At 73.7% G+C, this 12795-nt stretch carries 10 protein-coding genes; 4 read left to right on the top strand and 6 right to left on the bottom strand.

The annotated features are described in order from the left end of the window. Positions 1-35: 35 nt before the first annotated feature. The 3 genes from M6G08_RS33830 to hutU are packed head-to-tail and all read right to left on the bottom strand — an operon-like array spanning position 36 to position 4347. Positions 36-1391: a formimidoylglutamate deiminase gene (locus M6G08_RS33830; protein WP_272590939.1), complete on the bottom strand. Its 1356-nt coding sequence runs from the start codon at positions 1389-1391 to the stop codon at positions 36-38. Next, positions 1388-2605, bottom strand: a complete 1218-nt coding sequence (locus tag M6G08_RS33835; protein ID WP_272590940.1) for an allantoate amidohydrolase — start codon at positions 2603-2605, stop codon at positions 1388-1390. Before M6G08_RS33835 ends, M6G08_RS33830 begins: the two co-directional genes overlap by 4 nt. After that, entirely contained in the window at positions 2602-4347 is a 1746-nt protein-coding gene (gene hutU, locus M6G08_RS33840) for a urocanate hydratase (protein WP_272590941.1), read from the bottom strand. The genes M6G08_RS33835 and hutU overlap by 4 nt, the downstream gene beginning before the upstream one ends. A 169-nt stretch (positions 4348-4516) precedes the next feature. Here hutU and M6G08_RS33845 point away from each other — a divergent pair, with 169 nt between their 5' ends. Next, complete coding sequence (locus M6G08_RS33845; RefSeq protein ID WP_272590942.1) at positions 4517-5896, top strand: type III PLP-dependent enzyme domain-containing protein; 1380 nt, start codon at positions 4517-4519, stop codon at positions 5894-5896. A 133-nt stretch (positions 5897-6029) separates the two neighbouring features. Here the strand turns inward: M6G08_RS33845 and M6G08_RS33850 are convergent, their stop codons facing one another. Next, a complete protein-coding gene (locus tag M6G08_RS33850) occupies positions 6030-6614 on the bottom strand; it encodes a hypothetical protein (RefSeq protein WP_272590943.1) in 585 nt (194 codons plus the stop codon). 163 nt (positions 6615-6777) lie between these two features. Next, positions 6778-7644, bottom strand: a complete 867-nt coding sequence (locus tag M6G08_RS33855) for a MurR/RpiR family transcriptional regulator (RefSeq protein ID WP_272590944.1) — start codon at positions 7642-7644, stop codon at positions 6778-6780. 183 nt (positions 7645-7827) lie between these two features. Between M6G08_RS33855 and M6G08_RS33860 the strand changes: the two genes are divergently transcribed. Then, positions 7828-8253: a hypothetical protein gene (locus M6G08_RS33860; protein WP_272591506.1), complete on the top strand. Its 426-nt coding sequence runs from the start codon at positions 7828-7830 to the stop codon at positions 8251-8253. A 405-nt stretch (positions 8254-8658) separates the two neighbouring features. Here the strand turns inward: M6G08_RS33860 and M6G08_RS33865 are convergent, their stop codons facing one another. Continuing rightward, entirely contained in the window at positions 8659-10044 is a 1386-nt protein-coding gene (locus M6G08_RS33865; RefSeq protein WP_272590945.1) for a cystathionine beta-synthase, read from the bottom strand. Positions 10045-10225: 181 nt separating this feature from the next. Between M6G08_RS33865 and M6G08_RS33870 the strand changes: the two genes are divergently transcribed. Both M6G08_RS33870 and M6G08_RS33875 read left to right on the top strand, forming a co-directional pair. Further along, positions 10226-11251, top strand: a complete 1026-nt coding sequence (locus M6G08_RS33870) for an SGNH/GDSL hydrolase family protein (protein WP_272590946.1) — start codon at positions 10226-10228, stop codon at positions 11249-11251. 230 nt (positions 11252-11481) lie between these two features. Further along, positions 11482-12702 carry an acetyl-CoA C-acetyltransferase gene (locus M6G08_RS33875; RefSeq protein ID WP_272590947.1) on the top strand — a complete coding sequence of 407 codons (1221 nt, stop codon included), beginning with the start codon at positions 11482-11484 and terminating at the stop codon, positions 12700-12702. Positions 12703-12795 lie beyond the last annotated feature (93 nt).

Here is a 12795-nt window from a genome sequence, read left to right on the forward strand (position 1 = left end):
CGTGACGTCCTCGTGGGGGCGGGGGCGGGCGTTCGTTACTGGGCGCGCAGGGCTGCCACGGCCCGCGCGAGGGCCTGCGGCACATCGGGTACGAGGGTGTGGACCCCGTCGCGTACGACATGCCGTCCGCCCACGATCGTGTGCCGTACGTCCGCTGCCGTCGCCGCGAATACGGCCGTCTCGGCGCCGAGCCTCGGCAGCGGCCCCGCCGTTCTGACCGAGTCCAGAGCGACCGTGGCGAGGTCGGCGCGGGCCCCGGCCTCGATGGTCCCGGCGTCGTCCCAGCCGAGGGCGGCGTGCCCGTCGGCGCTCGCGGCGCGCAGCAGGGCGGCGGCGGTCCAGTGGCCGCGGGTGCGGGTGCGCAGGCGCTCGTTCAGCTCCATGGCGCGCGCCTCTTCCAGCAGGTCGACGACGGCGTGGCTGTCGGAGCCGAGGGAGAGCGGGGAGCCCGCCCGCTGGAGGGCGGCCGCGGGGCCGATGCCGTCGGCGAGGTCCCGTTCCGTGGTCGGGCACATGCAGGTGCCGGTGCGGCTGCCGCCGAGCAGGGCGATGTCCTCGTCGGTGAGGTGGGTGTTGTGGACGCCGGTGGTGCGGGGTCCGAGCACTCCGTGGTCGGCGAGGAGCCGGGTGGGGGTGCAGCCGTGGGCGTCGCGGCAGGCGTCGTTCTCGGCGGTCTGCTCGGACAGGTGCACGTGCAGCGGGGCCCGTCGCTCCTCGGCCCACCGGGCCACGGTCGCCAGCTGGTCGGCGGGCACGGCCCGCACCGAGTGGACCGCCGCCCCGATCCGTGCGTGATCCCGTTCCTTGAGAACTGAACAGCGTTGCGCCCAGGCCTCCGCAGTCCCGTCGGAGAAGCGGCGCTGGTGGGGGTTCGGGGGCTGTCCGAAGCCGGAGGACAGGTAGCAGGTGTCGAGGAGGGTGATGCGGATGCCGGCGTCGGCGGCGGCCTGGATCAGGGCCTCCCCCATCGCATTGGGGTCGGCGTAGGGGGCGCCGCCGGGGGCGTGGTGGACGTAGTGGAACTCTCCGACGGTCGTGATGCCGGCCAGCGCCATCTCGGCGTACACCGCGCGGGCGAGTTCGAGGTACGTCTCGGGGGTCAGCCGGTCGGCGACGGAGTACATGACCTCGCGCCAGGTCCAGAAGGTCCCGGAGCCGACCTGGACGGTGCCGCGCAGGGCGCGGTGGAAGGCGTGCGAGTGGGCGTTCGCCAGTCCCGGCAGGGTCAGCCCGCGCAGGGGCTCCGCGCCCGGGGGCGGTGCGGGGACGTCCGTGCGGACGGCGGCGAGGCGGCCGTCGTCGCTCACGTCCACGGCGACGCCCGGCTCGACGTGGGTGCCGAGCCAGGCGTGCTCCAGCCAGTAGGTCCGGGTCCGCTCGGTGGTCGTCACGTGCAGGCCAGCCCTTCCAGTACGTCGGCGAGTGCGCTCACCCCGGCCACGCAGTCGTCCTCGGCGGCGTGCTCGGCCGGGGAGTGCGAGACGCCGGTGGGGTTGCGCACGAACAGCATGGCGGTCGGGACGCGTCCGGAGAGGATTCCGGCGTCGTGTCCGGCGCCCGTGCCGAGGACGGGGACCTTCAGTTCCGTGTCGGTGCCCAGGATGCGGGCGAGTTCGTCGCGCAGGGCGTGGTCGAACTCGACGACGGGGGTGAAGGATTCACGCTCGACGCCGAGGTCGACGCCGTGGGCGGCGGCGTACTCGCGGGCGGCCTTCTCGATGCCGGTGACCACGGTGTCCAGGGTCGCCTGGTCGGCGGCGCGGGAGTCGAGCCAGCCGCGCACCAGGGAGGGGATGGCGTTGACGCCGTTGGGCTCGACGCCGATCTTGCCGAAGGTGGCGACGGCACCGGCGAGTTCGGCCTCGCGGCGGGCGGCGAGGACGGTCTCGGCGTAGGACAGCATGGGGTCGCGGCGGTCGGCGAGACGGGTGGTGCCGGCGTGGTTGGCCTCGCCCCGGAAGTCGAACCGCCAGCGTCCGTGCGGCCAGATGGCTGAGGCGATGCCGACGCGGTCGCCGGACAGGTCGAGGGCCCGGCCCTGTTCGACGTGGAGCTCGACGAAGGCGCCGATGCGGGCGAGCCGTTCGGGATCGGGTCCGATGGCGTCCGGGTCGTACCCGGCGGCCTCCATGGCCTGCGGAAGCGTGATGCCGTCGCCGTCGGTGAGGCGGTGGGCCTGTTCGACGGTGAGCGCGCCGGCGGTGAGCCGGGAGCCGACGCAGGCGAGGCCGAAGCGGGCGCCCTCCTCGTCGCCGAAGTTGACGATGCCGAGCGGCCTGGTGAGCCGCGCTCCCCTCCCGCGCAGTTCGTCCAGGGCGGCGAAGGCGGACACCACGCCGAGGGGGCCGTCGAAGGCGCCGCCGTCGGGCACGGAGTCCAGGTGGGAGCCGGTGACGACGGCGTCGCCGGCGGCGGGGTCGCCGAGCCAGGCCCACTGGTTGCCGTTGCGGTCGGTCTCGTAGGCCAGCCCGCGCGCCTGGGCCTGCTGCCGGAACCAGTCCCGGCAGTCGGCGTCGGCCCCGGTCCAGGCGTAGCGCCGGTAGCCGCCGGAGGCGGAGCTGCGGCCGACCGGCAGCAGCTCCGCCCACATGCTGTGGAAGCTCACGCGCCGTCACCCTCGCGCGCCTCGGTCGCCTCGGCGCCCTCGCGCATCGGCACCCGCACGCCCCGCTCCCCGGCGACCGACTCGGCGATGTCGTACCCGGCGTCGACGTGCCGGATGACGCCCATGCCGGGGTCGTTGGTGAGGACGCGGCGGATCTTCTCGCCGGCGAGTGCGGTGCCGTCGGCGACGGTGACCTGACCGGCGTGGATGGAGCGGCCCATGCCGACGCCGCCACCGTGGTGCAGGGAGACCCAGGAGGCGCCGGAGGCCACGTTGACCATGGCGTTGAGCAGCGGCCAGTCGGCGATGGCGTCCGAGCCGTCGAGCATCGCCTCGGTCTCGCGGTACGGGGACGCGACGGAGCCGCAGTCGAGGTGGTCGCGGCCGATGACGATCGGCGCGGCCAGCTCGCCGCTCGCGACCATGTCGTTGAACCGCTCACCGGCCCTGTCGCGCTCGCCGTAGCCGAGCCAGCAGATCCGGGCGGGCAGGCCCTGGAAGTGGACGCGCTCACCGGCCATCTTGATCCAGCGGGCGAGGGACTCGTTCTCGGGGAAGAGGTCGAGGATCGCCTTGTCCGTCCTGGCGATGTCGGCGGGGTCGCCGGACAGGGCGGCCCAGCGGAAGGGGCCCTTTCCCTCGCAGAAGAGCGGGCGGATGTACGCCGGTACGAAGCCCGGGAAGGCGAAGGCACGGTCGTACCCGGCGAGCTGGGCCTCGCCCCGGATGGAGTTGCCGTAGTCGAAGACCTCGGCGCCGGCGTCCTGGAAGCCGACCATGGCCTCGACGTGCCGGGCCATGGACTCGCGGGCGCGGGTGGTGAAGCCCGCCGGGTCCTTGGCGGCGGCGTCGGCCATGTCCTCGAAGGCGATCCCGGTGGGCAGGTAGGCCAGCGGGTCGTGGGCCGAGGTCTGGTCGGTGACGATGTCGATCGGGGCGCCCATGGCGAGCAGCTGCGGGACCAGCTCGGCGGCGTTGCCGAGGACGCCGATGGACAGCGGCTTGCGCTGATCACGGGCCTCGGTGGCCAGCTGGAGGGCGTGGTCGAGGGAGTCGGCCTTCACGTCGAGGTAGCGGTGCTCGATGCGGCGGTCGATGGCGCGCGGGTCGCAGTCGACGCAGATGGCGACGCCGTCGTTCATCGTCACGGCGAGGGGCTGGGCGCCGCCCATGCCGCCGAGTCCGGCGGTGAGGGTGATGGTCCCGGCCAGCGTGCCGCCGAACTTCTTCGCGGCGACGGCGGCGAAGGTCTCGTAGGTGCCCTGGAGGATGCCCTGGGTGCCGATGTAGATCCAGGAGCCGGCCGTCATCTGGCCGTACATGGTCAGGCCGAGGGCTTCCAGGCGGCGGAACTCCTCCCAGTTGGCCCAGTCGCCGACCAGGTTGGAGTTGGCGATGAGGACGCGCGGGGCCCACTCGTGGGTCTGCATGACGCCGACCGGGCGACCGGACTGGACGAGCATCGTCTCGTCCTGCTTGAGGGTCTGGAGCGTCCGCACCATGGCGTCGAAGGAGCGCCAGTCGCGGGCCGCCTTCCCCGTCCCGCCGTAGACGACGAGCTTGTCCGGGTGCTCGGCGACCTCCGGGTCCAGGTTGTTCTGGAGCATCCGCAGGGCGGCCTCCTGCTGCCAGCCCAGGGCGCTCGGCGTGGTGCCGCGTGGCGCGCGGACAGGACCAGAGGGCGGCCCGAAGGGCCTCGGTTGAGGGTGGCGGCGGGAGACGGGCGGGCGGGGTCCGGACATGGTCTGCCTCCTGGTGGCTTGCTCCCGGCGGATTGTTACTGCGGATATTCACATACTCGTCTTGTGAATAGAACTAGTCAATACGTCCGTGTTCCGACGCGGGCGCGTCGCGGATGTTTGGCTGGAAGTACGGACCGGTCAGCAGGCACCCGAAGGAACGGAGGATCGCGTGAGCGACGGCACGGACGTGGGCGGAGACCTGGGCGGCACCGGCGCGGAGCGGGCGGCGCGGCGGGACGAGGCGGTGCGGGCGGCCGTGGAGCAGGGGCTGCTGGGGCCCGACGCCCCGATCGTCGGGCTGCTGGACGTCGCGGGCATCCGCGAGTCGGCGGCGGCACTGCGGGCGGCGTTCGACGCGGTGACGGCACCCGGGACTGCGGTGCTGCACGCCTTCGCGGTGAAGGCGACCCCGCTGGTCCCGGTGGTGCGGCTGCTGCACGAGGAGGGCATCGGCGCCGAGGTCGCGAGCCCGGGCGAGCTGGCCCTGGCCCGGGCGGCGGGGGTGCCGCCGGAGCGGACGGTGCTGGATTCGCCCGCCAAGACGCCGGGCGAGCTGCGGGAAGCGCTGGCGCTGGGCATCGCGGTCAACGCGGACAACCCGCAGGAGCTGGCGCGCATCGACGCCCTGATGGCCGACGGGAGGAGCACGTCCCCGCTCGGCATCCGGGTCAACCCGCAGGTCGGCGGGGGCTCCATCGAGGCGCTGTCGACGGCGACGGCGACCTCGAAGTTCGGGGTGGCGCTGCGCGACGAGGGTGCCCGCGAGTGGGTGGTGCGGGCGTATCTGGACCGGCCGTGGCTGACCCGGCTGCACGCGCACACCGGCTCCCAGGGCATCCCGCTGGCGCTGATGGCCGAGGGCGTGGCGGCGACGTACGCGCTCGCCGAGGAGATCAACGAGCGGGCGGGCCGCCGGCAGGTCGACACGCTCGACATCGGCGGCGGGCTGCCGGTGAACTTCGCGACGGACGAGACGACCCCGGCGTACGCCGAGTACGCGCGCGTGCTGCGCGAGACGGTGCCGGGGCTGTTCGACGGGCGGTACGGGCTGGTCACCGAGTTCGGGCGGTCACTGCTGGCCAAGCACGGCACGGTGGTGGCGCGCGTGGAGTACGCCAAGAACGCCGGGGGCCGGCCGGTCGCGGTGACGCACGCGGGCGTGCAGGTCGCCACGCGGACGGTGTACGCGCCGGGGGCGTGGCCGCTGCGGATCGCCGCGTACGACGGCAAGGGGCTGCCGAAGGCGGGGCCGGACGTGGTGCAGGACGTGGCGGGCCCGGCGTGCTTCGCGGGCGACCTGCTGGCGGCGGGGCGTGCGCTGCCTTTGCTGGAGCAGGGGGACTACGCGGCGGCGCTGGACACGGGGGCGTACTACTTCGCGCACCACTACGCGTACAACTCGCTGGCGCGTCCCGGGGTTTACGGATTCGGGACGGACGGTTTTGGGGGCGTCGCCTTCGCGACCGTGCGGGAGGCCCAGTCGGTGGCGGAGATCGTGTCGGAGGCGGGCGGAGCACACACGGACGCGCTCACGACCCGGCTGAGGTGACGCCTCCCTCCCCGGGGGCGCGGGGAACTGCGCGACCAGCCACGCCGCACCCCTCACCCGCACCCGCGCCGCGCGGCACCGGTGGGCGCACCGCTCTCAGCGCCGCACCGGCACCCGCACCGGCACCCCGGCGTCACACCAGCGCCGCCGCCTTCCGCCGCGCCCCGCCGGGTGCCGCGTCGCCGGCCGCGATGCCCGTGCTGCGGTAGGCCTTGACCGTCTTGCCCGCCGGGCGGCCGCCGCCCCGGGACAGCCAGTCGACGCGGACCCACAGCAGGGCGTCCCCGGCCTGCTCGCGGCGGCCGACCCAGGCGGACTTCAACCACAGGCCCACGCCGCAGCCGGCCATCAGCAGCCCGGCGGCGGCCGGGACGGCGAAGTCGCTGCCCAGGGCGGCGAGGAAGGCGAGGAGCAGCCACCAGCGGTGGCCCCGGCGCCAGTTGCGCAGGGTCACCGCGCGGTCCTGGAGCACGTCGTGCTTGCCCGCGCGGGCGGCCGAGCCGGCCAGGGCGGTGTACCGCTTGCGCCGTACGGTGGCGACGACGGCCACCGCGACGACGAACAGGGCGGCTCCGGCCAGGACCCCGATCCGGCGCCCGGTCAGTCCCGGCACCAGCAACCCGATGCCCGCCGCGAAGACGCCCAGCCACCACAGTGGCGCCGCCCCCGCCCTGACGACGACGGCGACCCGAGCCAGCCCCTGTCCTCCGCGCGCCACGTCCGGCCTCCTGTCCCTTTGTGCTGCCTGCGATGCGTCTGAAGGGTGTGCGGCGAGGCAGGTTAACGGGAAAAGCTGAGACGAATCTGAGAACGCGGCGCCGACACCGGCACCGGCCCTGGCACCGGCACCGGCACCGGCAGGCCGGACCGCCCCACGCGACTCAGTCGACGAAGAGCCCCCGTGCCGCCGCCTTCGCGTCGAACTCCTCCAGCCGGGCCTGGGCGTCCGGCAGGTCGTCGCACATGGCCTCCAGCAGCACCCGGCCCAGCAGCATCGGCGCGCATGCGGTGTCGAAGGCGAGCCCGGTGCCGACGGCGGCGGGCAGCAGCAGGTCGGACACCTTGGCGACCGGCGCGAAGGCCGAGTCGGCGACGGTCACCACCGTCAGCCCCGCCCCCTTGGCGTGGGCGAGCGCGTCGACGACCTCGCGCGGATGGCGGGGCAGGGCGAAACAGAGCAGAGCGCTCGCCCCCGCCCGGACGGCGGCGTCGATCCGGTCGTGGAGCATCGTGCCGCCCTCGTCCAGCAGCCGGACGTCCGCGTGGACCTTGGCGGCGAAGTAGGCGAAGCCGTGCGCCTGGGCCGCCGCCGCCCGCAGCCCGAGCACCGGCAGGGGCCGGCTCGCGGCGAGGGCGCGGCCCGCCTCCCGCACCGGCGCCGGGTCGGCCAGCGCCTCCGCCAGGTGGCGCAGGTTCTCGATCTCGGCCTCGACGGCCTGCTGGTACTCGTTGCAGGAGCCGGTGTCCGCCACCGGTTCGGCGGGGGCCACCTCGCGCAGGTGGCGGCGGAGCGCCGGATAACCGTCGAAGCCGAGGGCGACGGCGAAGCGGGTCACGGACGGCTGACTGACCCCGGCCAGCTCGGCCAGTTCCACGCTGGACAGGAAGGGCACTTCGGAGGCGCGGCGCACCATGCTGTGCGCGATGCGCCGCTGGGTCGGCGTCAGCCGGTGCCCCTCGAACAGCGCCTGCAGCCGCACGGCCGGACTGTCGGTGCCGCCGCCCTCGGTGCCGCTGGTCCCGCTCATGAGGTGCTCCCCCTCGCCCTACTTCGTCCCTATTCAGGTACCCCGATTCCTGCATACCGTTATACAGCGGGGCCGGCGGCCGGCACGACGTGCGGCGCTCCTCCCGCCCGCCCCCGCCACAGAGGGGGGCTAACCCCAGTGCCGACCGCGTCCCGGCTGCCTACCTTGGGTGCCATGACCGGAATGGACGGGCGGGACACCGACCTCAAGAAGGAACTCGACGCCACCCTGCAGACCCGCAGGGAGCTCGGGGAGGAGTACGAGTCCGCGCTGGTCGACTCGTTCCTGGAGAAGGTCGACCAGCGCATCGACGGGGCGGTCGAACGCCGGGTGCGGCGGCAGATGGCCGAGCAGCAGATGGCGACGGCCCGGGACAGCCGGTCGCCGAGGCCGACGGACTCCTTCGGGGAGCGCTTCGGCTTCGGCATCGTCTCGCTGGTGCTCGCGGTCCCGCTGTCGGCGATCGGCGGCGGCGTCGCCAACCTCCCCGGACTGCTGGTCGCCTGGGCGGGCATCGTCGGGGTCAACGTCGTCCAGGTGGCGCGGACCAATCCGGGCCTGTTCTCGGGCCGCCGCCGGACCGACAAGGGCGACACCTGGGACGGGTGAAGGCCCCTGGCCCCTGCCTCCGCCTCTGCCTCCGCCTCTGCCTCCGCCTCTGCCTCTGAGGAAGGACTGCGCGGGGACCGCCGCACCCCCATCGCTGGGGGGCGGGACGACGGCGGTCCCCGCGGTGGACGCGCGCCGTGCCGGGCCTCACGGCCGGGCGGCGCGCGTCCGTGGCGTCCTTGGAGGTCCGGGAGCCGCTCCGGAAGGTCCGTGACGCCGTTCGACGCCGGCGGGACCGGGGAGCCTCCCCCAGTGCTTGACGCCTGGGAGGTACCCCGACCCGGCCCCTGCCGACACCGCCTACTCTGCCGCCCCCGTGTTAAGCGACTGCTGCGCGCACATGACGCGCACGTACCACTTCCGCGAAGGCGAAGTCCGCACCTGCCCTTGGCTACTTGCCCTTGGCTACTTGCCCTTGGCCAGGAAGGACAGCAGGTCCTGACGGCTCACCACACCGGTCGGCTTGCCCTCGACGAGGACGATCGCCGCGTCGGCCGCGCCGAGCACCGACATCAGGTCGGCGACGGGCTCGCCGGAGCCGACCTGCGGCAGCGGGGCGGACACGTGCTTCTCCAGCGGGTCCTCCAGCGAGGCCCGCTTGGCGAACAGGGCGTCCAGCAGCTCGCGTTCCACCACGGAGCCGACGACCTCGGCGGCCATCACGTCCGGGTGGCCGGCGCCGGGCTTGACGATCGGCATCTGCGAGACGCCGTACTCGCGCAGCACCTCGATGGCCTCGCCGACGGTCTCGTCCGGGTGCATGTGGACGAGGGAGGGGATGTGGCCGCCCTCCTTGTGGTTCAGGACGTCGGCGACGCGGGCGCTGGGGCCGGCGTCCTCCAGGAAGCCGTAGTCGGCCATCCACTCGTCGTTGAAGATCTTGCTGAGGTAGCCGCGCCCGCTGTCCGGGAGGAGTACGACGACCACGTCGTCCTCGCCGAGCCGCGACGCCACCTCCAGCGCCGCCACGACCGCCATGCCGCAGGAGCCGCCCACCAGCAGGCCCTCCTCCTTGGCGAGGCGGCGGGTCATCTGGAAGGAGTCCTTGTCGGAGACGGCGACGATCTCGTCGGCGACCTCGCGGTCGTACGCCGTCGGCCAGAAGTCCTCGCCGACGCCCTCGACGAGGTACGGGCGTCCGGAGCCGCCGGAGTAGACGGACCCCTCGGGGTCGGCGCCGATCACCTTGACCGCGCCGTCACTGGCCTCCTTCAGATACCGCCCGGTGCCGGAGATGGTGCCGCCGGTGCCGACGCCGGCGACGAAGTGGGTGATCTTCCCCGCCGTCTGCTCCCACAGCTCGGGACCGGTCGAGTGGTAGTGGGAGAGCGGGTTGTTCGGGTTGGAGTACTGGTCCGGCTTCCAGGCGCCCGGCGTCTCGCGGACCAGGCGGTCGGAGACGTTGTAGTAGGAGTCCGGGTGCTCGGGGTCGACGGCCGTGGGGCAGACGACGACCTCGGCGCCGTACGCGCGCAGTACGTTGATCTTGTCGGTGGACACCTTGTCGGGGCAGACGAAAATGCACTTGTAGCCCTTCTGCTGGGCCACGATCGCCAGGCCGACGCCCGTGTTGCCGCTGGTCGGCTCGACGATCGTGCCGCCGGGCTTCAGCTCGCCGCTCTTCTCCGCGGCCTCGATCATGCGCAGGGCGATGCGGTCCTTCACCGAGCCGCCCGGGTTGAAGTACTCCACCTTGGCCAGGACGGTGGCCCTGATGCCCTTGGTCACGCTGTTGAGCCGCACCAGCGGGGTGTTGCCGACGAGGCTGATCATCGAGTCGTGGAATTGCACCGTGGTCTCCGGATGCTGCAAAGGATGTGGTCGTGTATCGGTCCGGCCAGCCTATGGCCTGGCGGCCCGCCCGTGCCCCGTGAAGGTTGCCCGCTCCCCCGTTCACTCCCCGTTGAGATTGGGCGACCGTCCGTACGGGGCAAGGAGTGGGTGTACGGGTTGGAGGAGGTGGCGGCGACGTATGACGAGCATGTCGAGGGCGCGGGTGGCCCGGCGGATCGCGGCCGGCGCGGCGTACGGCGGCGGCGGCATCGGGCTGGCCGGTGCGGCCGCGGCCGGTCTGCTGCTGGCGGAGGTGCAGCTGGCCAGGCGCCGGGTGGGCATCGGGGGACCCGACCGGGTGCCGAACGCGCGGGGACTGTACGGCGGCGGGCTGCCGACGGCCGGTGAGCCGCCCCTGCGGCTGATGATGCTGGGCGACTCCACGGCCGCGGGCCAGGGCGTGCGCCGGGCCGGGCAGACCCCGGGCGCGCTGCTCGCCTCGGGGCTCGCGGCGGTGGCGGAGCGGCCGGTGGAGCTGGGCTCGGTCGCGCTGCCGGGGGCCTGCTCGGACGACCTGGACCGACAGGTGGCCCTGGTGCTCGCCGACCCGGGGACGGTCCCCGACATCTGCGTGATCATGGTCGGTGCGAACGACGTCACCAACCGGATGCCGGCCACCCGCTCGGTCCGTCACCTGTCGGGCGCGGTACGGCGGCTGCGCACGGCCGGCGCGGAGGTGGTGGTCGGCACCTGTCCCGACCTGGGCACCATCGAGCGGGTGCGGCAGCCGCTGCGCTGGCTGGCCCGGCGGGCCTCGCGGCAGCTGGCCGCCGCGCAGACGATCGGGGTCGTGGAGCAGGGCGGGCGCACGGTGTCGCTGGGCGATCTGCTGGGCCCGGAGTTCGCGCAGAACCCGCGGGAGCTGTTCGGGCCGGACAACTACCACCCCTCCGCCGAGGGGTACGCCACCGCCGCGATGGCCGTACTGCCGTCGGTGTGCGCCGCGCTCGGCCTGTGGCCGGCCGAGGAGGAGCGCCCCGACGCGCTGCGCCGCGAGGGCTTCCTGCCGGTGGCACGGGCGGCGGCGGAGGCGGCGTCGGAGGCCGGCACGGAGGTCGCGGCCGCGATGCCGTCGGGGCCGCGGGGGCCGTGGGCGCTGCTGAAACGGCGTAGGCGCAGGAGGGTGGCGGAGGCGGAGCCCGCCACGTCGGCGCAGCCGAGGTAGGGGCGTGACGCGCAGCCGAGGTAGGGGCGTGACGCTGCCCGGCGCTTACCGGTGCCGCTGCGCCCACCCGTGCCGCCCCAGCGGCACGACTGCCCGCAGCTGTGCGAGCAGGCAAGCAAGCGCTTAGAAAGTTGCGGTCCATGTCACACCCCCGCACCCGTGACCCAGGCCATACGGCCGGGTAACTTCCCAACCAGCCGCCTCATCCCCGCGACGCCACTGGAGCCGTGATGCCCGAAGCCGTGATCGTCTCTGCCGCCCGCTCCCCCATCGGCCGCGCCTTCAAGGGCTCCCTCAAGGACCTGCGGCCCGACGACCTCGCCGCCACGATCATCCAGGCCGCGCTCGCCAAGGTTCCCGAGCTGGACCCCCGGGACATCGACGACCTGATGCTGGGCTGCGGTCTGCCCGGCGGCGAGCAGGGCAACAACCTCGGCCGGATCGTCGCCGTCGAGATGGGCATGGACCACCTGCCCGGCTGCACCGTCACCCGGTACTGCTCCTCGTCCCTGCAGACCTCCCGTATGGCCCTGCACGCGATCAAGGCCGGTGAGGGCGACGTCTTCATCTCGGCCGGCGTCGAGATGGTCTCCCGGTTCGCCAAGGGCAACTCCGACAGCCTGCCCGACACGCGCAACCCGCTCTTCGCCGAGGCCGAGGCCCGCACCGCCGAGGTCGCCCAGCAGGAGGGCACCACCTGGCACGACCCGCGCGAGGACGGCCTGGTCCCCGACCCGTACATCGCGATGGGCCAGACCGCCGAGAACCTGGCGCGCGCCAAGGGGATCACGCGGCAGGACATGGACGAGTTCGGCGTCCGCTCGCAGAACCTCGCCGAGGAAGCCATCAAGAACGGCTTCTGGGAGCGCGAGATCACCCCGGTCACGCTGCCCGACGGCACCGTCGTCGCCAAGGACGACGGCCCGCGCGCCGGCGTCACCCTGGAGGGCGTGCAGGGCCTCAAGCCCGTCTTCCGCCCAGACGGCCTGGTCACCGCCGGCAACTGCTGCCCGCTCAACGACGGCGCCGCCGCCCTCGTGATCATGAGCGACACCAAGGCCCGCGAGCTGGGCCTGACCCCGCTCGCCCGCATCGTGTCCACCGGCGTCTCCGGCCTCTCGCCCGAGATCATGGGCCTGGGCCCGGTCGAGGCGAGCAAGCAGGCGCTGTCCCGCGCCGGGCTGACCGTCGGCGACATCGACCTGGTCGAGATCAACGAGGCGTTCGCCGCGCAGGTCATCCCCTCCTACCGCGACCTCGGCATCCCGCTGGAGAAGCTGAACGTCAACGGCGGCGCCATCGCCGTCGGCCACCCCTTCGGCATGACCGGCGCCCGCATCACCGGCACGCTGATCAACTCCCTCCAGACGCACGACAAGCAGTTCGGCCTGGAGACCATGTGCGTCGGCGGCGGCCAGGGCATGGCCATGGTCATCGAGCGTCTGAGCTGACCCGTCCGCCGCTCCACTGAGGCACCGTCAGTAGCACCTGGGGGACCCAGCGTGACGCGACGGCCCGGAACCCTGAGCACCCGGGGTTCCGGG

Origin of the sequence: Streptomyces sp. M92 (assembly GCF_028473745.1) — a bacterium.
GTDB lineage: Bacteria > Actinomycetota > Actinomycetes > Streptomycetales > Streptomycetaceae > Streptomyces.

Coding starts and splice junctions, on each gene's coding strand:
- hutU (WP_272590941.1), bottom strand. CDS start 4,347: ATGTCCGGACCCCGCCCGCCCGTCTCCCGCCGCCACCCTCAACCGAGG.
- M6G08_RS33855 (WP_272590944.1), bottom strand. CDS start 7,644: ATGAGCGGGACCAGCGGCACCGAGGGCGGCGGCACCGACAGTCCGGCC.
- M6G08_RS33860 (WP_272591506.1), top strand. CDS start 7,828: ATGGACGGGCGGGACACCGACCTCAAGAAGGAACTCGACGCCACCCTG.
- M6G08_RS33870 (WP_272590946.1), top strand. CDS start 10,226: ATGACGAGCATGTCGAGGGCGCGGGTGGCCCGGCGGATCGCGGCCGGC.
- M6G08_RS33875 (WP_272590947.1), top strand. CDS start 11,482: ATGCCCGAAGCCGTGATCGTCTCTGCCGCCCGCTCCCCCATCGGCCGC.